The sequence below is a fragment of the Saprospira sp. CCB-QB6 genome (assembly GCF_028464065.1).
Lineage (GTDB): Bacteria > Bacteroidota > Bacteroidia > Chitinophagales > Saprospiraceae > Saprospira.
Genome location: NZ_CP116808.1, coordinates 2238255 through 2262756, shown reverse-complemented (window position 1 = coordinate 2262756; position 24502 = coordinate 2238255). Strand labels below are relative to the sequence as shown.

Sequence of the window (24502 nt, the reverse complement as noted above, 5' to 3'; positions counted from 1 at the left end):
GGAGGAGCGATTCTAGTCGTTCTTCCTGTTTTTATTTTGGGGCTGCCCCTCGCTTCGCTCAGGTCGGGCTGTTTCGCAGCTCGCTATTCGCTCGGCCCTGCGCCAGCAAGCTGGCTAGGTCTGGCCTTCGGCCACTGCTGCCCATCCCTCAGCCGCGTCGCTTCGCTCCTTTGCGGCGGCTTCGCCCCCTCTAAAATGCACAAAAAAAGGCCCACTTCTTAAAGAAGTGGACCTCTATATAGTTAAGTAGTCAAGATACTGCCTACTTTTCTTTCACGATCAAATCGTCATAGATACGGAGACCTGTACCTGCAGGAATGCGTTTACCAACAATTACGTTCTCTTTCAAGCCCATGAGGTTATCGCTAGAAGCCGAAATAGCCGCTGTGCTCAATACCTTAGTGGTCTCTTGGAAAGACGCAGCTGAAATCCAGCTGTCAGTACCCAATGAAGATTTAGTAATCCCCTGCAAAACAGGTTTAGATGTCGCTGCAATTGAAGGACGAGCTGACATGATTTTCTTGTCATCACGACGAAGCGCCGAGTTTTCCTCACGCAATTGACGCTCAGTAATGAACTGCCCTGCGAAGTACTTGCTAGATTCTCCAGCATCCTCAACCAACAACTTATCATAGATACGGTCATTCTCTTCCAAGAAGTCAAACTTGTTCACCGCTTCTTTTTCCAAGAATTTAGTATCTCCAGCATCCATAATTTGGACCTTACGCATCATTTGACGAACGATTACCTCAATATGCTTATCATTAATCGTAATACCCTGTGCGCGATATACCTCTTGGATACCATTGAGCACGTACTGTTGTACCGCTCCAGTTCCCATAATAGAGAGAATATCCTGTGGAGAAGTTGCTCCGTTAGAGAGTTGTGTACCCGCACGAACAAAGTCACCCTCTTGTACAAGAATGTGCTTAGATAGACCAATGAGGTAGCGACGTTTCTGACCATCCTTGGCCTCTACAATCACCTCACGGTTACCCCGCTTGATTCGTCCGTAGCTTACAATACCATCAATCTCGGCAACAACTGCAGGGTTAGAAGGACGACGAGCCTCGAAAAGCTCAGTTACACGAGGGAGACCCCCAGTAATATCCTGAATCTTACCCATTGTACGAGGAATCTTAACCAGTGTCATACCCTTAGTCACTTCCTGCGCATCATTTACACTAATGTAAGCGCCCACAGGAATAGAGTAAGCACGAAGCACCTCTCCCTTGTTGTCTACTACCTTGATCGTAGGTACTTGTTTTTTGTTTTTAGACTCTACAACTACCTTTTGCTCGAAACCAGTTTGTTCGTCACGCTCAATGCGGTAAGTAAAGCCTTCCTCAATGTTTTCGAATTCTAGTGTACCATCAAATTCTGTAATGATTGAGGCGTTATAAGCATCCCATTCAGAGATCTTATCTCCTTTCTTGATTTCTTGGCCATCTTTCACAAAGAGAGAAGAACCATACATCAAGTGGGCAGTAGAAAGGACACGGTTGGTCTTATCATCGATGATGCGAAGTTCACCAGTACGAGAAATTACCACATCGCGTTTTTCATCTTTCTCCTTATCATAAAGTTCAACGGTAGTTACAGAGTCAAACTCTAGGCGACCTTCAAACTTAGAGCGAAGTTCAGATTCTTCCGCAGTATATGAAGCTACACCCCCTACGTGGAAGGTACGCAGTGTGAGCTGAGTACCCGGTTCACCAATAGACTGGGCAGCGATAATACCCACAGCATCCCCTTGCTCTGAAGCACGTCCTGTGGCCGTATTTTTACCATAGCACATAGCACAACAACCTCGGCGAGCTTCGCAGGTAAGTACCGAACGAACTTCTACGGCTTCTACTTCTGCTTCTTCAATTTCCTTAGCCAATTCAGGAGTAATCACTTCTTCTGCTGAAGCAATCAACTCTTCTGTTTCAGGATGGAAGATATCATAAAGTGGGAAGCGACCTTCAATGCGCTCAGAAAGGGGTTGAACGATTTTGTCATTTTCTACCAAGGCGCTAACTTCAACACCACGGAGTGTTCCACAATCGTAAATATTAACCACCACATCTTGAGCCACATCAACAAGACGACGAGTCAAGTAACCCGCATCCGCTGTTTTAAGGGCCGTATCCGCCAAACCTTTACGGGCACCGTGGGTAGAGATAAAGTACTCTAGTACCGAAAGTCCCGCTACAAAGTTTGAAAGAATCGGGTTTTCAATAATTGCCCCTCCAGTATCACCAGATTTACGAGGCTTGGCCATTAGACCACGAAGACCACAAAGCTGCTTAATCTGCTGTTTAGAACCACGAGCTCCAGAATCAAGCATCATGTATACTGAGTTAAACCCTTGCTTGTGTTCTGCCATCTCCTTCATCAAAGTATTGGTGATGTAGTTATCCGCCTGGGTCCATTCATCAATGATCTGGTTATAGCGCTCGTTATTGGTAATCAATCCCATGTTGTAGTTATCCCAAATACCATCTACTACTTCATGAGCAGCTTGTAGGCGTTCGGCACGAACAGTAGGCGTGATCAAATCGGGAAGGTTGAAAGACAAACCACCACGATAAGCCCAGTAGAATCCCATATCCTTAATATCATCCAAGAACTTGGCCGCCGTAGGCACGTTTGTTCTTTTCAAGATATCTGCAATTACGCGCTTCAAATTCTTCTTAGAAAGTAGCTCATCCATATAGGGCAAGCTCTTAGGACGAACTTGATTGAAGAGTACGCGACCAGTTGTTGTCTCTGTAAGACGGATAACCAAGTTTCCTTCTTCATCCTCTACAGGAACACGAACTTTAATGATTGCGTGTAGGTCCAAACGACCTTCATTGTAAGCAATGATTACCTCTTCTGGAGAATAGAATCTACTTCCCTCCCCTTTTACAGGGTTTTCTGGAATATGCTTACGCTCCTTTGTAATATAATAGAGACCCAAAACCATATCCTGAGAAGGCAGCGTGATCGGCGTACCATTCTGAGGGTTGAGCATATTGTGTGCAGAAAGCATCAAAATCTGGGCTTCCAAAATAGCTTGATTGCTCAAGGGTACGTGTACCGCCATTTGGTCACCATCAAAATCCGCATTAAAGGCCGAACAAACAAGAGGGTGAAGCTGAATCGCTTTTCCTTCAATTAGTGTAGGCTGGAACGACTGAATTGACAAACGGTGAAGTGTGGGAGCCCGGTTGAGGAGAACTGGATGCCCTTTAAGCACATTCTCCAAAATGTCCCAAATAATTGGATCTTTACGATCAACCAATTTCTTGGCTGATTTTACAGTTTTCACGATACCTCGCTCAATCAATTTGCGAATCACAAATGGCTTGAAGAGCTCAGCTGCCATGTTTTTAGGTAATCCACACTCATGCAATTTGAGCGTAGGCCCTACCACGATAACCGAACGACCAGAGTAGTCAACACGCTTACCCAAAAGGTTCTGACGGAAACGTCCCTGCTTACCTTTGAGTACATCACTCAATGACTTGAGGGCGCGACCACCTTCTGCCTTAACCGCATTAGACTTACGAGAGTTATCGAAAAGTGAATCCACCGCCTCTTGCAACATCCGCTTTTCATTGCGAAGAATTACCTCAGGCGCCTTGATTTCAAGTAGACGCTTCAAACGGTTGTTACGAATGATCACACGACGATAAAGGTCATTGAGATCTGAAGAAGCAAAACGACCACCATCTAGAGGCACTAGAGGACGGAGTTCTGGTGGAATAACGGGCAGATAGTCAATAACCATCCACTCGGGCTTGTTTTCAATATTTTTTTGGCCCTCACGGAACGCCTCTACAACGCGAAGACGCTTAAGCGCTTCTGATTTACGCTGCTGAGAGTTTTCTGTGGCGGCTTTATGGCGTAGATCATAAGATAATTTCTCCAAATCTACACGAGAAAGAAGATGACGAACACCTTCTGCACCCATTTTAGCAATGAACTTATTGGGATCATCATCGGGCAACATTTGGTTTTCGCGAGGAAGTGACTCCAAAATATCGAGATACTCTTCTTCTGTGAGCAAATCACGCTCTTCACTACCTGTAATTCCTCTTTCTGCTACGGCACCAGGCTGAATCACCACATAGCGCTCGTAGTAAATAATAGACTCCAGTTTCTTAGAAGAGAAACCGAGTAGGTAACCAATTTTATTGGGCAAAGACTTGAAGTACCAAATATGTACCACAGGAACAACTAGGCGGATATGCCCCATGCGTTCACGGCGCACTTTCTTTTCGGTCACTTCTACTCCACAGCGGTCACAAACGATTCCTTTATAACGGATACGCTTGTATTTTCCACAAAAACATTCATAATCCTTGACAGGGCCAAAGATACGTTCGCAGAAAAGACCATCGCGCTCGGGCTTATACGAGCGGTAGTTGATGGTTTCTGGCTTGAGGACTTCCCCGTAAGAACGCTCCAAAATCAAATCTGGAGAGGCCAAACTTAGCGTGATGCTATCGAAGTCGTTTTTAATTTTGTTGGTACTATTTTTCTTAAATGGCATAAGAAGACAAATTTAGGCTGGCTAGGGGCCAGCAAGAGGCATTTAATAGGATAGACTTTTATATTCTTTTGGGGCCTCCGCCTCGCTGCGCTCGTCGGCGCTATGTTGCGGGGCTCGCAGGTCTGCTCGGCCCTGCGCCGCTAAAGCGGCTGGGTCGGCGGCTTTGCCGCCCCCCTCCACAGCGCTAGGCCAAGGGGCTTCTGGCCCATTAGCTAGCTAAACAAGGAAGAGCAATTAAAAGAAGATAAAAGCAAGGCTCTGCTTTTTATAAGGAGGCCTAGCGATGTGCAGCAGTGGCGCGAAGCGCCAGACCTAGCCAGCTTGCTGGCGCAGGGCCGAGCGAACAGCGAGCTGCGGAACGTAGCGCCTGCCCGTCTTGGCCAAAGGCCAAGTTGGGCAGGAGGCCCCAAATAAAAAGCAGAGTGAACAAAAAGGAAGGCTTAGTCAAATTTGACTTCTAGGGCCAAACCTCTAAGTTCGTGTACCAGTACATTGAATGATTCCGGAATACCGGGAGTAGGTAAGTTATCGCCTTTAACGATTGTTTCGTAAGCTTTGGCGCGTCCGATAATATCGTCAGATTTGATCGTCAAGATTTCTTGTAGGATATGCGAGGCGCCAAATGCTTCTAGGGCCCAAACCTCCATTTCACCAAAACGCTGACCACCAAACTGGGCTTTACCACCGAGGGGCTGTTGCGTAATGAGTGAGTAAGGACCGATAGAACGGGCATGCATCTTATCGTCTACCATGTGAGAAAGTTTCAACATGTAGATCACACCGACTGTTGCTTTTTGGTGGAAGCGATCGCCAGTTTCTCCGTCATAGAGATAAGTTTCACCATAGCTAGGCAAGCCAGCTTTTTGTACGTATTCCTCAATTTGGTGCACCTTTGCCTCATCGAATACGGGAGTAGCGAAAGTCATGTTGAGTTTTTCGCCCGCCCAACCTAGAACAGTTTCAAAGATCTGTCCGAGGTTCATACGAGAGGGTACCCCTAGGGGGTTAAGGACGATGTCCATGGGTGTTCCATCTTCGAGGAAAGGCATATCTTCATCACGAACGATGCGGGCCACAATACCTTTGTTACCGTGACGACCGGCCAACTTATCCCCTACTTTCAGCTTGCGCTTTTTGGCCATATATACTTTAGCCAATTTGAGGACACCAGCGGGTAGTTCATCACCGATATTGATGGCAAACTTCTTACGCTTATACACACTAATCTTCTTATTGAGCTTAATGGTATAATTGTGCAAGAGCGTGCGGACCTGTTTGTTTACGGTATCGTCTTCTGTCCAGTTCGAGTAATCTACGGCGCTATAATCGATATCCTTAAGTGCTCTTTGCGTGAAAGGTGCACCTTGAGGGATAAGCAATTCGGCATAAATACTACGTACACCAGCAGAATTTTGACCTTCTAGGACCTGCATCAATTTCTCTACGAGAACTTGAGTATGGTCTTTTACCTCTTGGTTGTGCTCCTGCTCTAGTTTGTCGAGCATTTGCTTGTCTTTTGCCTTTTGGACCTTATCCTTTTTGGCGCGGACGAAGAGGCGAGAGCCAATGATAACTCCTTTAGCAGAGGGTGACATTTTCAGCGAGGCATCTTTTACGTCGCCAGCTTTGTCGCCAAAAATTGCGCGGAGCAATTTTTCTTCTGGAGTAGGATCAGATTCTCCTTTAGGAGTAATTTTACCGATGATAATATCGCCATCGCGGACCCATGCGCCGGTGCGCACGATACCGTTTTCATCCAAGTCTTTAGTGGCCTCTTCAGAAACGTTGGGGATATCGTTGGTAAATTCTTCTTCACCTAGTTTTGTGTCGCGGACATCGAGTTCAAACTCTTCGATATGAAGAGAAGTAAAGATATCTTCACGAACTACACGTTGAGAAAGTACGATTGCATCCTCAAAGTTATATCCTTTCCAGGGCATAAAGGCCACTTTAAGGTTTTGGCCGAGGGCGAGTTCGCCATTATCGGTAGCATAACCTTCACAAAGAATTTTGCCTTTGTGGACCTTTTCGCCTTTGCGGACGATAGGTTTGATATTGATACAAGTACTCTGGTTAGTTCTGCGGAACTTCACCAAGTTATATGTTGTCAAATCGTCATCGAAAGAAGTGAGACGTTGCTCATCGGTTCTGTCGTATCGGATAACAATTTTGCGTGCATCTACATATTCGACTACTCCAGATCCTTCTGCATTGATAAGCATACGAGAATCTTGAGCTACTTTAGCTTCTAGGCCAGTTCCCACGGTAGGGGCTGAAGGACGAAGAAGAGGCACCGCTTGGCGCTGCATGTTAGAGCCCATGAGTGCACGGTTCGCATCATCATGAGAGAGGAAAGGAATCATAGAGGCAGAGACCCCTACAATTTGGTTAGGAGCGATATCGATAAATTCGATTTCGTCTTCATTAGGATCAAGAACGGGGAAATCGCCATGGTTACGACATTTCACGCGATCTGTATCGAAAACACCTTTCTTGTTAATAGCTGTATTGGCCTGGGCGATCGTTTTAAAATCCTCCTCTTCTGCAGAGAGATAAACGGGATCATTTTTGAGATCGACCTTACCTCCTTTAGCTACGCTACGGTAGGGAGTTTCGATAAAGCCCATTTTATTGATCTTGGCGTGTACACATAGTGTAGAGATTAGACCAATGTTAGGACCTTCAGGAGTTTCAATAGTACAAAGGCGGCCATAGTGAGAGTAGTGAACGTCACGTACCTCAAAGCCTGCTCTTTCTCTAGAGAGACCACCTGGACCGAGTGCAGAAATTCTACGTTTGTGTGTAATTTCTGAAAGCGGGTTAGTTTGGTCGAGGAACTGAGAAAGTTGGCTAGTACCAAAGAAAGAGTTGATTACAGAAGAAAGCGTTCTTGCATTGATAAGATCTACCGGAGTAAACACTTCATTATCGCGAACATTCATTCTTTCACGGATCGTGCGAGCCATACGGGCAAGACCTACACCAAACTGGGCATAAAGTTGTTCGCCTACAGTACGGACACGACGATTGCTGAGGTGGTCGATATCATCGATCTCAGCTTTTTGGTTGATCAACTTTACTAGATACTTCACGATAGCGATAATATCCTCTTTTGTGAGGACAGAAGTATCGTTACTTTCGTCAAGTTCTAGTTTGCGGTTAATTTTATATCGACCGACTTCACCTAGGCTATAGCGCTTATCAGAGAAGAAGAGTTTGTCGATAATACCGCGAGCAGTTTCGTCATCGGGTGGATCAGATCCACGCAATTGGCGATAGATATGTTGAACGGCTTCGATTTCAGAGTTAGAAGTATCTTTTTGTAGAGTATTGTAGATAATGCTATAATCATCTTCTACATTTTCTCTTTGGAGGATCACTTTATCTACTCCGATGTCGATAACCTCTTGAATATTATCTTCATCAAGGATTACGTCACGTTCGAGGATTACCTCATTACGTTCGATAGACACCACTTCGCCAGTATCTTCATCTACGAAGTCTTCTACCCAAGAGCGGAGTACGCGGGCAGCGAGTTTACGGCCTAGGTGTTGTTCTAATGCTTCCTGAGTAGCTTCTACTTCATCAGCAAGGCCAAAGAGGCCAAGAATATCGCGGTCGCCATCATATCCGATAGCGCGGAGAAGAGTAGTTACAGGAAACTTCTTTTTACGGTCAATGTAGGCATACATAACCGAGTTAATATCGGTAGCAAATTCCATCCATGCTCCTTTGAAAGGAATAACACGAGCAGAATAAATTTTTGTACCGTTAGGGTGGCGGCTTTGGCCAAAAAATACACCTGGAGATCGGTGCAGTTGAGAAACGATTACACGTTCAGCGCCATTGATTACGAATGTACCTTTAGGCGTCATGTAAGGAATATTGCCTAAGAATACATCTTGTACAGTTTGCTCAAAGTCGACATGTTCTTCATCATTACAAGACAGGCGAAGTTTTGCTTTGAGTGGGACGCTATAGGTAAGTCCTCTCTCCATACATTCATCGATAGTATAGCGAGGAGGATCAATAAAATAGTTGAGGAATTCCAGAACAAAGATGTTGCGTGCATCTGTGATTGGAAAATTTTCTTGGAACACCTGATAGAGTCCCTCATTAAAGCGACTTTCAGGGGTGGTCTCTAACTGAAAAAACTCCTCAAAAGACTTGACTTGAATTTCGAGAAAATCCGGATAATGAGAATCATGTTGGATTTTACCGAAACTAAAGCGTTCTGGTCTTTTGGGAGTAAGAGTTGTACTTTTTGCCATTTAGCCTTTTAAATTTAGGTCGACTACTTATTGTCTGATTTCGAGCAAAGTAGCAAGATTTATAGAAGGTAGTATAATAGCTGAATAGGCTTAGTTACAGCAAGCTGTAACTAAGCCTTAAATATAGATACGAGCGCATGCTAATTATGCGAACGCAGTATGTACTTACTTCACTTCTACTTCAGCACCGGCGCCTTCTAGTTCAGCTTTGATTTGCTCAGCTTCTTCTTTAGAGGCTTTCTCTTTTACAGGAGCGGGAGCACCGTCAACGATAGCTTTAGCTTCTTTTAGGCCTACACCAAGAAGAGTTTTAACAGCCTTAACTACTTGTAGTTTAGCAGCACCAGCAGACTTAAGAATTACGTCAAATTCAGTTTGCTCAGCAGCAGCAGCTTCGCCACCAGCAGCAGGGCCAGCAACAGCAACAGCGGCAGCAGCAGGTTCGATACCATACTCATCCTTAAGGATGTCAGCCAAGTCTTTTACTTCTTTAACGGTTAGGTTAACTAGTTGTTCTGCTAGTTGATTTAGATCAGCCATTTTATTAGCTTTTAGAGATTGTTGTTAAAAGGAATGTTGGATATATGGGTGATGTTGGTGGAAGCCAAAATCTTTAGGCAGACTCACGCTCTTCAAGCGCTTTGAGGAGTCCTGTAATGGTATTGCCTCCAGATTGGAGAGCGCCCATAACATTTTTGATAGGAGATTCGAGTAAACCGATGAGTTCACCAAGAAGTTCTTCTTTAGATTTAATCTGAGTGAGTGCTTCTACTTGATCGTCTCCGATATATACTGAAGAGTCGATAAAAGCTGCTTTTAGTAGCGGCTTATCATTCTCTTTACGGAACTCTTTAATGAGTTTAGCGGGAACGTTTCCAGTCTCAGTAAACATCACAGCAGAGAAGCCTTTAAGGGCAGAGTAAATCTCTGTATAGTTTTCTTCATTAGCATCGGCAGCACGTTCTAAAGCTTTACGAATGAGGGTATTTTTAACTACCTTCATTTGGATGCCGCTTTCGAAGCACTTACGACGGAGCTGGTTTGTTTTTTCAACAGTTAGCTCAGAAGTATCTGTGATATAGAAATACTTAGAATCTTGGAATTGGCTAGCTAGCTCTTCGATCACCGCAGTTTTCTGTTCGCGTGTCATTATATTGCTATTTTAAAGACCTTACCAATAGTTGAATTTAAATTATCGAGCCGACTTAGGGTCGATTTTGATACCGGGGCTCATAGTAGAGGCCACAGTAATGCTTTTGAAGTAAGTACCTTTTGCAGAAGAAGGCTTCATGCGAGAAAGGGTTTCGATTACTTCTTGAGCATTTTCTACAAGTTGATTGGGTTGAAATTCTACGCGTCCAACAGAAGTGTGAACGATACCGTACTTATCTACCCGGAAGGAGGTCTTTCCTTTTTTAATTTCGCGAACAGCATCACCAACATTAGGTGTTACAGTTCCTGTTTTAGGGTTAGGCATGAGGCCACGGGGACCTAGAACACGACCTAAACGACCTACTTGAGCCATCACACTAGGCATTGCCACTACTACATCAACATCGGTCCAACCTTCTTGGATTTTAGTGATGTATTCCTGTAAACCAGCGTAGTCTGCGCCCGCCTCTAGAGCCTCCTGTTCTTTATCAGGTGTACAGAAAACAAGAACCTTCTTTTCTTTACCTGTACCGTTAGGGAGAGAGATGGTACCTCGTAGATTCTGATCAGCTTTACGAGGGTCAACCCCGAGTCTGATGTGCAAATCTACAGAAGCATTAAACTTCGCATAGTTCACTTCTTGGAGAAGTGTCATTGCTTCCTCTAGTGTGTACAATTTTTCGGCATCAACTTTTTTAAGCGCTTCGGCTTTTTTCTTACTCAATCGAGCCATTTGATAAATTGTGTTTGAATAGTTATCTCTACTTAGAGGTTCAAATAGAGACTTAAATAATTTTGTTTACTGCTTACGCCTGAGCCTCTTCCCAGGGTGCGGTGCCTTCTACTGTAAGACCCATAGAGCGAGCAGTACCTGCGACCATGCGCATACCTGATTCTACTGTGAAGCAGTTAAGGTCAGCCATTTTGTCTTCTGCGATTGCACGGACTTGGTCCCATGTTACAGATCCAACTTTCATCAAGTTGGGCTGTGAAGAACCGGGCTTACCCTTAAGGCCAGCGGCCTCTTTTAGCTGAACAGCAGCAGGGGCTGTTTTAATTACAAATGTAAAGGACTTGTCTTTGAAGACTGTGATAATCACAGGACAAACTTGGCCCATTTTATCTTGGGTTTCTGCATTAAAACGCTTGCAGAACTCCATGATGTTCACTCCTTTGGCACCTAAAGCGGGACCTACGGGAGGAGCTGGGTTGGCTTGTCCGCCTTTCACCTGCAATTTAATGAGGGTTTCGACTTCTTTCGCCATTATTAAGATTGTTTTTCAACTTGCATAAAATTCAATTCAACTTCTGTTCCCCGGCCAAAGACTTTAATAATTAGCTTTAGCTTTTTCTTCTCTTCATTCACTTCTTGGATAGTACCAATAAAGTTTTGGAATGGTCCTTCAATCACTTTTACATCCTCTCCAATAATAAATGGATCTGCTAGTGACTCACCTTCTTCCTCTGAAGAATCTACCTGAGAAAGCATTCGTTTTACTTCATGCTCTTTCATAGGCTCTGGATTATCTCGGCCCAAAAAATGAATAACATCCTTGCTATTAGCAATAGCTTGGATGATTTCAACAGTAAAACGATGTGGATCCGCTTCTACCATAATGTAACCAGGAGTTAATGTACGTTCCTGAATTACTTTCTTTCCATTGCGGATCTTATAAATTTTTTCAGTGGGAACAATAATGTGGGGGACAATCTCCCTCCAGTTAGAACGTTCAATATGCGCATCTAAACGCTCTTTGATTTTTCGTTCTTTATTTGAAATTACTCTAAGGCAATACCAATTTGTAGACATGACAGCTTTAATTCTCTTGATTTGTAGTCGTAGCTTTTCCTAAGGATAAATCTAAGCTAGCCACCGAGGCTATAAAAGACTTCCAGAACAAAGACTACAAGTTTGTCCATACCATATAATAGCAATGCCAAAAGAATGGAGGCAACAATTACTACCACAGTGGTTTGTTCTAACTCGTTCCATGCTGGCCAAGTCACCTTATGCTTCAGCTCATTATAACTGTCGCGGAAATATTGTACGATATCATTCATTTTGCCTCCTATTTAAGGATTTTGCACGGGCGGAGGGACTCGAACCCCCAACCTGCGGTTTTGGAGACCGCTGCTCTACCAATTGAGCCACACCCGTGTATAAAAGTTGGGTGCTTTTAGCACCCAACTTTGTATATTCAAAGTAAGTTATTCTTACTCGATGATTTCAGTAACCTGACCAGCACCTACAGTACGTCCACCTTCACGGATAGCGAAACGAAGACCTTTTTCCATAGCGATAGGAGCAATCAACTCAACAGTTAGTGTCAAGTTATCACCAGGCATTACCATTTCTACGTTCTCAGGAAGAGAGATAGATCCAGTAACGTCAGTCGTGCGGAAGTAGAACTGAGGACGGTATCCGTTGAAGAAAGGCTTGTGACGTCCACCCTCGTCCTTAGAAAGTACGTATACTTCACATTTGAACTTAGTGTGAGGAGTTACAGAACCAGGCTTACAGATAACCATACCACGCTTAAGCGCTTTTTTATCTACACCACGGAGAAGGATACCAGCGTTATCACCAGCTTCACCGCGATCTAGGATCTTACGGAACATCTCTACTCCAGTTACAGTAGAAGTCAATTTTTCTTCTTGTAGACCGATGATTTCTACAGCTTCACCAACGTTTACTACACCGCGCTCAATACGACCAGTAGCAACAGTTCCACGACCTGTGATAGAGAATACATCCTCGATAGGCATCAAGAAAGGCTTATCTACAGCACGCTCGGGCTCAGGAATTTCAGCATCAACAGCAGCCATCAAAGCTTCGATAGCAGCAACGCCTTCAGCATCTCCCTCAAGAGCTTTCAAAGCAGAACCTTGAATAACAGAAATGTTATCGCCATCAAACTCATATGAGCTCAACAATTCGCGAACTTCCATTTCTACTAATTCTAGCATTTCCTCATCATCAACAAGGTCAACCTTGTTCATGAAAACTACGATCTGAGGTACACCTACCTGACGAGCCAACAAGATGTGCTCGCGAGTTTGAGGCATAGGACCATCAGTAGCAGCTACTACTAGGATAGCACCGTCCATTTGGGCAGCACCAGTAACCATGTTTTTCACATAGTCGGCGTGACCGGGACAGTCTACGTGAGCGTAGTGACGGTTGTCAGTTTCATACTCTACGTGAGCAGTGTTAATAGTAATACCACGCTCTTTTTCCTCAGGAGCTGAGTCAATAGAAGAGTAGTCTTTCTTCTCTGCAGTACCTTTGTCAGACAAAACAGTGGTAATTGCAGCAGTAAGAGTAGTTTTACCGTGATCCACGTGTCCGATAGTACCAATATTCACGTGGGGCTTGGTGCGAACAAACGTATCCTTAGCCATTGTTTAAATAGGTGTTAAATGATTTTATAAATATATAACTTACTCGTAAACTCGGCTAAGATGAATTAAATACACCCCCAACCGCGTTATTTACACAGAGACTGGAGCCAACGATGAGATTTGAACTCACGACCTCTTCCTTACCAAGGAAGTGCTCTACCCCTGAGCTACGTTGGCTTGTCATAAAAAAGACAAAAAGGGAACTAACTCCCTTTTCGTCTGTAGAGCGGGAGACGAGACTCGAACCCGCGACCGTTAGCTTGGAAGGCTAATGCTCTACCAACTGAGCTACTCCCGCTTGATACTGTGTAATCATTAAAATCTGTGGGGATGGAGGGACTCGAACCCCCTCAGCTATAAGCAACAGATTTACAGTCTGCCCCGACTCTCCAACTTCGGCGCATCCCCAAACATCTTGAAAAGAAAAAATGGAGCCGGCAGAGGGATTCGAACCCACGACCCCGAGATTACAAATCACGTGCTCTGGCCAACTGAGCTATGCCGGCTTCTTTTCGAGATGCAAATATAAGTTAAAAAACTTAAGTATCAAAATTTATCAAGAAACTTTTTTTCTTGTCGCTTTTTTTTAAAGCAGCACTCCCTCAGAAGCGCATGCAAATATAGCAGCTATTTTTGTATTTCAAAACTTTTTCAAAAAAAAAGTGAAGTTTTTTTTAGTGGCGGTCTAAAACCTTGCCTTTATACTTCAACAGCTGACGCCTTAGCGATTCGGCGCACAAATCTATAGCTTCTTCAAAACTTTTGCAAGTTTCTTTAGCTAAAAGTATGTTTCCAGGTACATTTAATTTAATCTCAACGACCTTATCCTGAACTTGTCCCGTTTTTTCGAGCTTCATGATAACATCAGCACTGACGATACGGTCCAAAAACGTACTCAATTTGCCTACCTTTTTGTCAATAAAGTCTAACAACTTGACGTCTGCATCAAAGTGAATTGATTGCGATCTGATATCCATAGGCGTTTCTATTTTCAAAGTTTATAATGAAAAAGGTGGCTCCCTTTTGAAACCAACTTCTTTTGCTTCCTTTTACGGCCTTTCGGCTATTGAAAGTTGCAAATTCAATCAGGATTTTCCAAATTTTACTCTCTTTATTTTAACAATAAGTTTCCTTTTAGTTTACTTTGGTCCTTTAGCCACTTATTATCAAGTCATTGCGATTTGAGTAGGCGAAGATTAACTTATTTTGCGGTAGACAGGCGGCGAAGCCGCCGCAGGCTTAGGGATGGATAGCAGTGGCCGTTAGGCCAGACCAAGGCGCTGCAAGCGCCGCAGGGCCGAGCAGACCTGCGAGCTGCGAAACGTAGCGCCTGCCGCAGGCAGGAGGCCCCAAAACAACAGCGAGCTGCGACAACAAGGTCTTTAGACCGCAGTTCGATGACCGAAGGGAATAAACGTAGCGCCGACGAGCGTAGCGAGGCCAAGGCCCCAAATAGAAAAAGAGGAGCATTTGCCCCTCTCCTACTCTATTATATAGATGACTTTAAAAAGTTTGCACGAGTTGATGCAAAGCCAAAAGTTGCTGCAAAAGCGTTTCTAGCTCAGCTAGAGGGACCATATTGGGCCCATCGGATAAGGCTTGGCTAGGATTGGGATGGGTTTCGATGAAAAAAGCGCCGACCCCAATAGCGGCTGCAGCCTTGGCCATATAGGGAGCATAAGCGCCATTTCCGCCACTTTTGCCATTAGCTGCGCCAGGTTTTTGAACCGAATGGGTGGCATCCATGACCACGGGATAGCCTAAATCTTGCATTTCTAAGATGCCGGTATAATCCACCACCAAATTATTGTAGCCAAAAGAAGTTCCTCGCTCCGTTAGCAACAACTGTTTATTGCCAGCAGCCTCTAGTTTGCCGAGCACATGTTTCATATCGGGACCAGAAAGAAACTGAGCCTTTTTGACATTGACAATTTTATTGGTTTCGGCGGCGGCAACCAACAAATCGGTTTGGCGGCAGAGGAAAGCCGGAATTTGCAAAATGTCGAGTACTTCCGCAGCGGGAGCAGCTTGGCTAGGCAAATGAATATCGCTAAGGAGGGGCAGACCAAACTCCTCTTTGATTTCGGCTAGCATCTGCAAGCCTTTTTCTAGGCCTGGGCCACGAAAAGAGCCAATTGAGCTGCGATTGGCCTTATCAAAAGAAGCCTTAAAGACAATTTGTACGGGATATTTCTCTTGCAAGCGAACCAACTCTGTGGCTACTTCCTGCAGTAATTCTTTAGATTCGATCACGCAAGGGCCTGCAATCAAAAGCAAGCGCTCGCCAATTTTATGATAATCAATCATTGTAGTAATAATTTAGAACCAGCGCTTGTACCATTGCCGAAGCACATACAAGAACCAGATGAAATGAGGGTTGATATAAGCTTTGCGGTCTAAAAACTGCCGCAAAATATGTTGTAAGACCGTTTGTTGCAGCCCAAAGCAATCGGCAAAGGCTTTATCTTGGGCCAAAGCCTCTAGATCGGGGCGGAGTAAGCCGCGCAGCCATTGCTCAATGGGGATAGAAAATCCCTGCTTGGGGCGTTCAATTAACTCTTTGGGGACATAATCATACAAAAGCTGTCGCAACAAATATTTTCCTTGGCCCGAACGAATTTTCAGCTCATCGGGCAAAGAAAGCGCAAAATCGAGTAGTTGATGGTCCAATAAAGGCTCTCGGCCCTCCAATGCTACAGCCATGGTTGCCCGATCCACCTTAACCATAATATCGCCTTCTAGGTAAGTGAGCAAATCTAAACTGCCCAAATACCCAATATAGCGTCCCGCTTGAGGCTTGAGCTCTCCTTGATAGCGAGGCGTGGGGGATCCAAATAAAGCCTGATGCTTTTCGGGCGAAATATAAGAGGAAGATTGATGGAAAAAAGCCTCTTGATCTTTGGCGCCCAAAGCGGCCACCAATTTCGGCCATTTGTTGCTAATATTTTTATAGCCTTTGAGAATGGGCAATTTACTGGCATTGCGCTCTAACCAAAAGGGGTTAATTTGGCCCATTAATGCTGCTGCCAAAGGGCGAATTGGGCCCAATTTCTTTATTTTCGGATAAAAGCGTTGGCAAATCTCATATTTAGTGTAGCCGCCAAAAAGTTCATCGCCACCATCAGCCGAAAGACTCACTTTGACCGATTGCTTGGCCATTTGGGCCACCAAATAAGTGGGGATACCTGAGCTATCGCCAAAAGGTTCATCATATAGTTCGGCCCAATTGGGAATCAATTGCTCAAAATCTTCTGGCCCACAATAGAGCTCTTCATGTTGGCTGCCAATATGCTCCGCCACGGCCTTGGCCTGATTGGCCTCATTATATTCTTTATCCTTAAAACCAATGGTAAACGTGCGCAGCTGTTGGGCCGATTGATCTTGTAGCAAAGCCGCCACAATCGAAGAATCTACTCCACCCGACAAAAATACGCCCACGGGCACATCAGCCACCATCCGCAAAGCAAATGATTTTCGCAGCTCTTTCTCCAAAGCCGATTTGAGTTCCGCTTCTGAGGCATCCGGAATTTCCGCCGCCGCATAGCGCTCGGCCAAAGACCAATACGGATAAGTTTGCAGCTCGCCTTTTTGGTTGAGCTTCAAAAAATGTCCTCCTTTTAACTTTTGGCAACCCTTAAAAATGCAATAGGGCGCAGGAATATAGCCCTGTTGCAAATAGAGCGAAACCGCCTGAGGCGAAATTTCTTTGCGAAAACGAGGATGTTGATGGAAAGCTTTGAGCTCCGAGGCAAACAAAAAGAGCCCATCTTGATAATAATAGTAGAGCGGCTTTACCCCCAAACGATCTCGGCAAATTAATAGCTCCTTATTGACCTTGTCCCAAACCGCAAAGGCAAACATACCATGAAAGCGGTTTACGGCTGCCTCTCCCCATTCTTCTAGGGCCTGAAAAAGCACCTCTGTATCCGATTCTGTTTGAAAAGCACGGCCCAAAAGCTCTAATTCCTTGCGAATTTCCTGATAATTATAAATCTCGCCATTAAAAATCAGGGCCTTCTCTTTATAACATAGCGGCTGGTTGCCTGCTGGGCTCAAATCAATAATAGACAAGCGACGATGGCCTAGGGCTAGTCCTGTTTCGGCATCTAAAAAAGCGCCGCCATAATCGGGACCACCATGTTCCAAGCTATCTCGCATCTTTTGCAGGACCGCCTGAGGGTCATAAGTAGGGCTAGAAAAATCCCAAAATCCGCTAAGTCTACACATATATATAAGGGGCTATTTTTTTGGGGCTTCCCCTTCGCTTTGCTCGGGTCGGGCTGTGCCGCAGCTCGCAGGTCTGCTCGGCCCTGCAGGCTTTTTCGCTGCGCTCAAAAAGCTTGGGTCTGCCGCCTTCGGCGGCCACTGCTATCCATCCCTAAGCCTGCGGCGGCTTCGCCGCCTGTCTGACCTAAAATTGGTCCAAAACATTCTAAAATTGGGGTAAAAAATAGCCTCTTTTAGCAAAAGAAAAGGCCGAGCGGCTGTTGGCCTAGCGCTGCGCAGCCGTGGCCCGAAGGGCCAGACCCAAGCCGCCGAAGGCGGCTGCAGGGCCGAGCAGGCTTGCGAGCGGCGCAGCATAGCGGCGGCCAAGCCAGGCAATGCCTGGCTTGGCCGCAGGCCCCAAATCCATCTAAAAGAGGCTAAAAAATTTAGAGGTCGATTCCTTCGAGTAGGAACTGGCCATCTTCGCGGAGATGCACTTCAAACTCGCGACCATTTTTGGTAGAAGTGAGTTCAAACTCAAAGCTAAGATCGCCATTGCTGTAATGCACCCAAGTGCAGGCATCAACGCTATGCTCTGGATAGAGTTCGGCGAGGATATCCAAGATTGATTTTGGTGCTTCGGGACCTTCAATTTCGGTAAGGAGGTGGTGGCCCGTTACAGTAATTTCCACCTCATATTCATGGCCATTAAGTTCAAAATCGGCTTCATAGATTTTGCCAGGCACTTCCCAGCTCCATTCCACTTTGCAGAGGTCTACATTGGGGTAGAGGCCTCTGAATACGCGAAGGATATCATTTGGAACAAAAAAATCTTGCATGCTGCTATTAATTTTAGGCCATTTCTTTTTGGCCATAGTGCGTGAGATAATCTTTTTGGCCGGCTTTGATCACTTCAAAAGCTTCTTCTTGGCCATATTCCTGGGTAATTTCCACCTTAGGGGCTTGTTTGCCCAGGGTATCGGGATGCTCCTTATAGGTGAGGAAATAATGTTTGATGCGTTTGATGAGTTTTTCGGGTAGATCGCTCATCTCCTTAATATCGCCATAAGTAGAGTCTCCTTTAAGGACGGCAACAATTTTGTCATCGGCTTCGCCGCCGTCAATCATGCGGAAACCGCCTACGGGAATAGCTTCTAGGAGGAGATCGCCATGAGGGACTTTGCGGTCAGTGAGGACCACGATATCGATGGGATCGCCATCGCCTTCAATATTGCTTAGGCCAGATTGCTTCATGCAATAATTGGCGCAAGCTTCGGCAGAATAAGTTTGAGGAATAAAGCCGTATAGGGCGGGCAGAATATTAGAAAACTTATTGGGGCGGTCGATCATGAGATAGCCGCTTTCCTTATCTACTTCATACTTCATTTCGTCTCCGGGTACTACTTCGATAAAGCAGGTAACCAATTTGGGAGCTTTCTTACCGGCAGAGATGCCATGCCATGGGTGGGCTTTGTATTTCATTTTCTCTATAAGTTATAATAATTGCCTTGTGGCTGGGCCACAAATTAAATTTTCTTCAGAATTTGGTTATCGAGCAGGCGCACACCATCAATACGGATAGTAGCGCAGGCCACCGCAAAGTTAGTATTTTCTAGGGACTTTAGGGGCTGCAAATTATAGCCATCTACAATTTCGAAATAGTCAATTTCTTGGATGCCTGCTGCTTGCAAGCTTTTTTGGGCTTGGTGGAGCAGATTTTGGGCTTCATTTTCTTGTTCGCTAGCGGATTGCATAGCTTGTAGAGATTGGTAAAGGGCTGGGGCGAGGGCTCGGCCTTGGGGGCTAAGGCGTATATTTCGGGAGCTCATGGCTAGGCCATCTTTTTCGCGGACAATAGGAGCACAGTGCAAATCTACAGGCAATTGCAGTTCTCTGATCATTTTGCCGACAATAGCGTACTGTTGAAAATCTTTTTGGCCCATATAGAGGGCTTTAGGTTGGCAGAGTTCTAGTAGGCGGTAGACTACTTCTACCACACCTTTAAAGTGGCCGGGGCGCTGTGCGCCTTCCATGGGTAGATCAAGGCCATCTAAGGGAACGACAGGTGCTTGCCAATTGCTGGGATAGACCTCTTCTACAGGGGGTAAAAAAAGGAGATCGCAACCAATAGATTCTAGGGCGGCAATATCTTTTTCTATGGGGCGGGGATAAGCTTCTAGATCTTTTGGATCGTTGAATTGGGTGGGATTGACAAAGATAGAACAAATAGTTAGGTCTTGTTCTTCTTTGGCTTGTTGGAGCAGGCTAAGGTGTCCTTGGTGCAGAGCGCCCATAGTGGGAACAAAGCCCCAACTTTTATTTGCGGCCTTCCAACTGTTTAGAGCTGCTTGCAAGGCAGATCGACTTTTACAAACCAGCATAATTCTCTTGCTTAAAAAACTTACAAACTCCTATGTACAAAGCGCTTGAAGGATAGGAATCTGCTAATAAATTCGGAAAAGTCGGTTTTTTTTTGTAATTTTGCAAACGCTTTGAACTCGATTTCAAAGAAAATTTTCTTTTAACTATATACATATAAGGTCTATGGCTGATAAAAAAAGAATCTTGGTTGTGAGCCAGGCGTTCAAGCCCTACACAACTGCGTCGGAGATTGCGGATATTGCTCGTCAGTACACTCAATACATTCAGGAGCAGGGTGCGGAACTGCGCATCTTGATGCCTCGATATGGTTTGATTAACGAGCGTCGCCACCGTTTGCACGAGGTGGTCCGTCTATCTGGCATGAACATTAACGTCAGTGATGAAGACTACCCTCTATTAATTAAAGTAGCCTCTTTGCCTGGTACTCGTATGCAGGTATATTTTTTGGATAATGATGACTTTTTCAAGCGCAAGCAATTGTTTTTGGACAAAGACGAGCAGCCTTTTGAGGATAACATGAGCCGTATGACCTTCTTTTGTAAGGGAGTAATTGAGACGGTAAAGAAATTTGGTTGGGCACCTGACCTTATTCATTGTCATGGTTGGATGAGCAGTTTGTTGCCTTCTTACCTTAAGAATCATTATAAGAACGAGCCTATTTTCCAAGATAGCCAATTAGTTTATTCGGCTTATCCTGTAGATGAGACGATACAGACGGCTCTATCGGAGCAATTTGTAAAGGTAGCTACAGACAATCAGTTGAGTGAGGCGGAGCAAGCGGCTTATATGCCTGCTGGTCAGTTGGACCTTAATGCGGGAGCGATTGCTTATGCGGATGCCTTTACTGCTCCTGAAGATTTGATGACAGAAAGTGGAAAAGCTAGTTTTTGCTGTGGGGTAGAAAAAGATGCAGATGCTTGGGGCAAGCAATGGGATTTCTTCCAAGAATTGCTTAATCCGGTAGAAGAGAACGCTTAGTATTTTCTTTGAGCCAAGTCGACTTATAAAAAGCGCTTATCAATATGTTGATAAGCGCTTTTTTTGTTTTTGGCCCCACACTTTTTGTTTTGGGGGCGTTGCTAAGGGGGAACTGGTCCTTTTGGCGTTCTACAGGCGGCGGAGCCGCCGCAGGCTTAGCTGCCCGCAACAGTGCCGCGCAGCGGCAGACCAAGGCAGCTTTGCTGCCGCAGGGCCGAGCGAAGAGCGAGCTGTGTAGGGGAGCGGCCCGACCGAAGGGAGGGAAAGCCCCTAAAAATCAGTTAATTGATCGCAATAAGCCGTCCAGTTATATAAAAGCTAGAGAAAGCTAAAGACTATTTTGTACCTTTGTGACCGCTTTCTGGCTTTGGCCTCTCTAGCATTGAATCACCGCCCGACATGGGCCTTGTACTCTAAATGTTTATGCAAATTAGAACCCTCTTTTTTTGGAGCAGCCTCCTTCTTATTGCTGCCTGTAGCAAACCTAGTGAATTAGGTCTTTCTTTGGTAGAGCAAGATCCTGCTGATATTATGTATACCGATACATTAAGTTTAGATATGCAGACGGTATTGACTGATCCTTTGATTAGTTCGGCACGGACGCGTTGGATTTGTGGGAGTTATGTAGATCCTATTTTTGGAAAGTCGACTGCAGGTATTTATGCTAATTTTCGTTTAACGAGCAGCAATGCGAGTTTTCCCGATGCCATTTTTGATTCTTTAGTGCTTAGTTTGGCCTATGATTCAGTTGGGCATTATGGGGGAAATATTAGTCAATTGGGTGTTCAGGAATGGCAGGTTTATCGTTTATTGGAAGATCTTGATCCGGATGAAAGTTACGCTTCTGATGTTAATTTTTTGACGGGTGACTTATTGGCTGACTTCAGTTTTACGCCCAAGGTCAACGAGCCTGTTAGTGTAGATGATGCGGCTCGTTCGCCTCAGCTTCGGATTCGTTTGGCTGATTCTTTGGGCCAATATCTCATGCAGCCAGATTCGGCAATTTACAGCAGTAACAGTGTATTTAAAGAAGCGTTTAAGGGGGTTTATATTCGCCCCAAAACAAATGGGCAGCAATCTGCAATGCTTCGTTTCCTATCAGAAAGTGCTTATTCTAAACTAACGCTCTATTACACGGACTCTGCGGGGGTAGCTCAAAGCTATGAATACCTAATGGACGATGATGCAGAATCGGTATTGAATATTAGCCATGACTATAGCAATACGGGAATTCTTCAAAATAATAGTACAGACAGTATCGTTTACCTACAAGGAATGAATGGGGTAGGCGTACGCCTTGCCTTCCCGCATTTGGCTAACTTAGGCGCTATTATTGTGAACAAAGCGGAATTAGTCATACAAGTAGCTGAAGAGCAAGATCGAAACTTTTTAGCCCCAGATCAACTTTTTTGTTTAGAGAAAACAAGCTCTGATGGTTACCTTCTTATTGATGATGTAACCAGCTCTGTTAATCGCAATCCCAGCGATCCTTTCCGCCTTTTTGGGGGACTCATACAGTATGATGACAATCAAGCGTATTTTGCGATGAACCTTTCTGAATACCTACAACGTATTGTTGATCAAGAGACAGAAGAAGCAGCCGTATATATTCAAACAGCTGCAGTTACTGATACAGAGCGTATGCGTATTGGAAATGGGCAGGCGAACAGCCTTCAGGCCAAACTCTTCTTAACCTACACCAAAATCGATTAAACTATGTGTGGAATTGTTGCCTACATTGGAGAGCGTCAGGCTTTCCCTATCCTTATTAAAGGGCTCCAACGTCTAGAATATCGTGGCTATGATAGCGCTGGCGTTGCTCTTTTTAATCCTGAAGAAGGGGAAACCGATATTAAGGTTTATAAACGGCAGGGAAAGGTCAAAGAACTGCTTGATTTTACCCAAGGAAAAAATACCAAGGCAAATATTGGTATTGGACATACGCGTTGGGCTACACATGGTGCGCCGAATCATATCAATGCTCACCCTCATGTTTCTGGCAACAAACAATTGGCCATCATTCACAACGGTATTATTGAAAACTACGATAGTCTCCGCCTTGCGCTAGAGCGAGAAGGACACGAGTTTGAATCTGAAACAGATACGGAGATTCTTATTCACCTGATCGAAGAGATTCAGAAAAAAGAAGCTGTTTCTATTGAAGAAGCTGTACGAATGTCTCTTAGCCGAGTTATTGGCGCCTATGCTATCGTCATTATTGATAAAACGGCTCCCGACCGCATTATTGCGGCCCGAAAAGGCAGCCCTATGGTTCTCGGATTAGGCGAATCTGGAGAGTTTTTTATCGCCTCTGATGCCTCTCCTATTGTAGAATATACCAAGAATGTGGTCTACCTTAATGATGAGGAAATTCTCATTGCTCGTGATAATGGCGAGTTTGTGATCAAAACAATTGGCAACGAAATCCAAACGCCTTTTATCCAATATCTCGAAATGGAAATTGATACCATCGAGAAGGGCGGTTTTGACCACTATATGCTCAAAGAGATTTACCAACAACCCAAAACTATTGCCGACGCTATGCGCGGCCGCATCAATGCCAAACAAGGCATTATTACTTTGGGCGGAATCAGCGAATTTGAAAATCGCTTTATCAATGCCGATCGCATTATTATTGCCGCCTGTGGTACTTCTTGGATTGCTGGCCTGATTGGCGAACATCTTTTTGAAGACTTGGCCCGAATTCCCACTGAGGTAGAATACGCCTCGGAGTTCCGCTACCGCAACCCCATTATCAAAAATACAGATATCGTTTTGGCCATTTCTCAATCTGGAGAAACTGCCGATACTATTGCCGCTCTAGAATTGGCCCGCGATCGCGATGCCCTGCTCTACGGTATTTGTAATGTGGTGGGCTCTTCGATTGCACGAATGACAGATGCCGGCTCTTATATCCATGCTGGTCCAGAAATCGGCGTGGCCTCTACCAAAGCTTTTACGGGCCAACTCGTATTGCTTACGCTGATGGCCCTCCAATTGGCCCGTAAGAAGGGGACGATCTCTAGCTCTTACTTTTTCCAACTGCTCAATGAACTGGAAAATATCCCCGCTAAAGTGGAAAGCCTGCTACAAAATGACGCCAAAATCAAATATGTGGCCCAAGAAATTAAAGATGCCAATAACGCCCTTTATCTAGGTCGTGGCTACAATTTCCCCGTGGCCCTAGAAGGCGCTCTCAAACTCAAAGAAATTTCTTATATTCACGCTGAGGGCTATCCCGCTGCCGAAATGAAGCACGGTCCTATCGCCCTAATCGATGAAAATATGCCCGTAATTGTGGTGGCTTCCAATGACAGCACCCGCGAAAAGGTCATTAGCAATATCCAAGAGGTTAAGGCCCGCAAAGGGAAAGTCATCGCCATTATCAAAGAAGGTGATCAAGCCATTGAGAAATTGGTCGATTATGCCATTGAAATTCCAGATACCGAGGAGCCCCTATCTCCCCTGCTTTCTGTAATTCCACTCCAATTGTTGGCTTATCATATTGCCATTTTGCGCGATTGTAATGTAGACCAGCCCCGCAACCTTGCAAAATCTGTTACTGTAGAATAGTTCCATTTTTTGG

18 protein-coding genes and 5 tRNA genes are annotated in these 24502 nt (G+C 44.9%); 3 read left to right on the top strand and 20 right to left on the bottom strand.

From position 1 onward, the window contains the following. Nucleotides 1-262: 262 nt before the first annotated feature. The 20 genes from rpoC to panC form a co-directional block, all read right to left on the bottom strand. The gene (gene rpoC, locus PPO43_RS08810; RefSeq protein WP_272616945.1) at nucleotides 263-4525 is read right to left on the bottom strand and encodes a DNA-directed RNA polymerase subunit beta'; all 4263 of its coding nucleotides are present in this window, start codon (nucleotides 4523-4525) and stop codon (nucleotides 263-265) included. A 440-nt stretch (nucleotides 4526-4965) separates the two neighbouring features. Further along, complete coding sequence (gene rpoB / locus PPO43_RS08805; RefSeq protein WP_272616943.1) at nucleotides 4966-8796, bottom strand: DNA-directed RNA polymerase subunit beta; 3831 nt, start codon at nucleotides 8794-8796, stop codon at nucleotides 4966-4968. 165 nt (nucleotides 8797-8961) lie between these two features. Next, complete coding sequence (gene rplL / locus PPO43_RS08800) at nucleotides 8962-9336, bottom strand: 50S ribosomal protein L7/L12 (RefSeq protein WP_272616941.1); 375 nt, start codon at nucleotides 9334-9336, stop codon at nucleotides 8962-8964. A gap of 73 nt (nucleotides 9337-9409) precedes the next feature. Continuing rightward, nucleotides 9410-9946 (bottom strand): 50S ribosomal protein L10, encoded by a 537-nt coding sequence (rplJ, locus tag PPO43_RS08795; protein ID WP_272616939.1) that lies wholly within the window; start codon nucleotides 9944-9946, stop codon nucleotides 9410-9412. A gap of 42 nt (nucleotides 9947-9988) precedes the next feature. Next, on the bottom strand, nucleotides 9989-10681 hold the full coding sequence (rplA, locus tag PPO43_RS08790; protein WP_272616937.1) for a 50S ribosomal protein L1: 693 nt from the start codon (nucleotides 10679-10681) through the stop codon (nucleotides 9989-9991). Between the two features lie 73 nt (nucleotides 10682-10754). Continuing rightward, nucleotides 10755-11213, bottom strand: a complete 459-nt coding sequence (gene rplK, locus PPO43_RS08785; protein WP_272616935.1) for a 50S ribosomal protein L11 — start codon at nucleotides 11211-11213, stop codon at nucleotides 10755-10757. A 2-nt stretch (nucleotides 11214-11215) separates the two neighbouring features. Continuing rightward, entirely contained in the window at nucleotides 11216-11758 is a 543-nt protein-coding gene (gene nusG, locus PPO43_RS08780) for a transcription termination/antitermination protein NusG (protein WP_272616933.1), read from the bottom strand. Nucleotides 11759-11814: 56 nt separating this feature from the next. Further along, on the bottom strand, nucleotides 11815-12009 hold the full coding sequence (secE, locus tag PPO43_RS08775) for a preprotein translocase subunit SecE (protein ID WP_015692648.1): 195 nt from the start codon (nucleotides 12007-12009) through the stop codon (nucleotides 11815-11817). 24 nt (nucleotides 12010-12033) lie between these two features. Next, a tRNA-Trp gene (locus PPO43_RS08770) sits at nucleotides 12034-12106 on the bottom strand. Nucleotides 12107-12162: 56 nt separating this feature from the next. Next, nucleotides 12163-13350, bottom strand: a complete 1188-nt coding sequence (gene tuf / locus PPO43_RS08765; protein ID WP_272616929.1) for an elongation factor Tu — start codon at nucleotides 13348-13350, stop codon at nucleotides 12163-12165. Nucleotides 13351-13452: 102 nt separating this feature from the next. Then, nucleotides 13453-13527 (bottom strand) — tRNA-Thr (locus PPO43_RS08760). A 48-nt stretch (nucleotides 13528-13575) separates the two neighbouring features. Further along, nucleotides 13576-13648 (bottom strand) — tRNA-Gly (locus tag PPO43_RS08755). A gap of 27 nt (nucleotides 13649-13675) precedes the next feature. Then, nucleotides 13676-13758: transfer RNA gene (locus tag PPO43_RS08750), tRNA-Tyr, on the bottom strand. Nucleotides 13759-13779: 21 nt separating this feature from the next. Continuing rightward, nucleotides 13780-13856, bottom strand: a tRNA-Thr gene (locus PPO43_RS08745). Between the two features lie 168 nt (nucleotides 13857-14024). Continuing rightward, the gene (gene hpf / locus PPO43_RS08740; protein ID WP_272616927.1) at nucleotides 14025-14327 is read right to left on the bottom strand and encodes a ribosome hibernation-promoting factor, HPF/YfiA family; all 303 of its coding nucleotides are present in this window, start codon (nucleotides 14325-14327) and stop codon (nucleotides 14025-14027) included. Nucleotides 14328-14853: 526 nt separating this feature from the next. Next, nucleotides 14854-15657: a 3-deoxy-8-phosphooctulonate synthase gene (kdsA, locus tag PPO43_RS08735; RefSeq protein ID WP_272616925.1), complete on the bottom strand. Its 804-nt coding sequence runs from the start codon at nucleotides 15655-15657 to the stop codon at nucleotides 14854-14856. Nucleotides 15658-15669: 12 nt separating this feature from the next. After that, on the bottom strand, nucleotides 15670-17577 hold the full coding sequence (gene asnB / locus PPO43_RS08730) for an asparagine synthase (glutamine-hydrolyzing) (RefSeq protein WP_272616923.1): 1908 nt from the start codon (nucleotides 17575-17577) through the stop codon (nucleotides 15670-15672). Between the two features lie 425 nt (nucleotides 17578-18002). Then, a complete protein-coding gene (locus tag PPO43_RS08725; protein ID WP_272616921.1) occupies nucleotides 18003-18395 on the bottom strand; it encodes a hypothetical protein in 393 nt (130 codons plus the stop codon). Between the two features lie 13 nt (nucleotides 18396-18408). Further along, nucleotides 18409-19038 carry an inorganic pyrophosphatase gene (locus PPO43_RS08720; RefSeq protein WP_272616919.1) on the bottom strand — a complete coding sequence of 210 codons (630 nt, stop codon included), beginning with the start codon at nucleotides 19036-19038 and terminating at the stop codon, nucleotides 18409-18411. Nucleotides 19039-19082: 44 nt separating this feature from the next. Further along, on the bottom strand, nucleotides 19083-19937 hold the full coding sequence (gene panC, locus PPO43_RS08715; RefSeq protein ID WP_272616917.1) for a pantoate--beta-alanine ligase: 855 nt from the start codon (nucleotides 19935-19937) through the stop codon (nucleotides 19083-19085). Nucleotides 19938-20100: 163 nt separating this feature from the next. On the opposite strand from panC, the gene PPO43_RS08710 reads away from it, so the two are divergent. From PPO43_RS08710 to glmS, 3 genes are all read left to right on the top strand, one after another. After that, complete coding sequence (locus tag PPO43_RS08710) at nucleotides 20101-20916, top strand: glycogen/starch synthase (protein WP_272616916.1); 816 nt, start codon at nucleotides 20101-20103, stop codon at nucleotides 20914-20916. Between the two features lie 423 nt (nucleotides 20917-21339). After that, nucleotides 21340-22629: a DUF4270 family protein gene (locus PPO43_RS08705; protein WP_272616914.1), complete on the top strand. Its 1290-nt coding sequence runs from the start codon at nucleotides 21340-21342 to the stop codon at nucleotides 22627-22629. Between the two features lie 3 nt (nucleotides 22630-22632). Further along, nucleotides 22633-24489, top strand: coding sequence for a glutamine--fructose-6-phosphate transaminase (isomerizing) (gene glmS, locus PPO43_RS08700; RefSeq protein WP_272616912.1), 1857 nt, complete (start codon nucleotides 22633-22635; stop codon nucleotides 24487-24489). Nucleotides 24490-24502: the final 13 nt, after the last annotated feature.

Bases quoted from the DNA above. Each gene is read 5' to 3' on its own strand.
- rpoB (WP_272616943.1), bottom strand. From the start codon at position 8,796: ATGGCAAAAAGTACAACTCTTACTCCCAAAAGACCAGAACGCTTTAGT.
- PPO43_RS08710 (WP_272616916.1), top strand. From the start codon at position 20,101: ATGGCTGATAAAAAAAGAATCTTGGTTGTGAGCCAGGCGTTCAAGCCC.
- rplJ (WP_272616939.1), bottom strand. From the start codon at position 9,946: ATGACACGCGAACAGAAAACTGCGGTGATCGAAGAGCTAGCTAGCCAA.
- PPO43_RS08720 (WP_272616919.1), bottom strand. From the start codon at position 19,038: ATGAAATACAAAGCCCACCCATGGCATGGCATCTCTGCCGGTAAGAAA.
- hpf (WP_272616927.1), bottom strand. From the start codon at position 14,327: ATGGATATCAGATCGCAATCAATTCACTTTGATGCAGACGTCAAGTTG.
- rplK (WP_272616935.1), bottom strand. From the start codon at position 11,213: ATGGCGAAAGAAGTCGAAACCCTCATTAAATTGCAGGTGAAAGGCGGA.
- kdsA (WP_272616925.1), bottom strand. From the start codon at position 15,657: ATGATTGATTATCATAAAATTGGCGAGCGCTTGCTTTTGATTGCAGGC.
- rplL (WP_272616941.1), bottom strand. From the start codon at position 9,336: ATGGCTGATCTAAATCAACTAGCAGAACAACTAGTTAACCTAACCGTT.
- PPO43_RS08705 (WP_272616914.1), top strand. From the start codon at position 21,340: ATGCAAATTAGAACCCTCTTTTTTTGGAGCAGCCTCCTTCTTATTGCT.
- rplA (WP_272616937.1), bottom strand. From the start codon at position 10,681: ATGGCTCGATTGAGTAAGAAAAAAGCCGAAGCGCTTAAAAAAGTTGAT.
- PPO43_RS08725 (WP_272616921.1), bottom strand. From the start codon at position 18,395: ATGCAAGATTTTTTTGTTCCAAATGATATCCTTCGCGTATTCAGAGGC.
- asnB (WP_272616923.1), bottom strand. From the start codon at position 17,577: ATGTGTAGACTTAGCGGATTTTGGGATTTTTCTAGCCCTACTTATGAC.
- tuf (WP_272616929.1), bottom strand. From the start codon at position 13,350: ATGGCTAAGGATACGTTTGTTCGCACCAAGCCCCACGTGAATATTGGT.
- nusG (WP_272616933.1), bottom strand. From the start codon at position 11,758: ATGTCTACAAATTGGTATTGCCTTAGAGTAATTTCAAATAAAGAACGA.
- rpoC (WP_272616945.1), bottom strand. From the start codon at position 4,525: ATGCCATTTAAGAAAAATAGTACCAACAAAATTAAAAACGACTTCGAT.
- panC (WP_272616917.1), bottom strand. From the start codon at position 19,937: ATGCTGGTTTGTAAAAGTCGATCTGCCTTGCAAGCAGCTCTAAACAGT.
- glmS (WP_272616912.1), top strand. From the start codon at position 22,633: ATGTGTGGAATTGTTGCCTACATTGGAGAGCGTCAGGCTTTCCCTATC.
- secE (WP_015692648.1), bottom strand. From the start codon at position 12,009: ATGAATGATATCGTACAATATTTCCGCGACAGTTATAATGAGCTGAAG.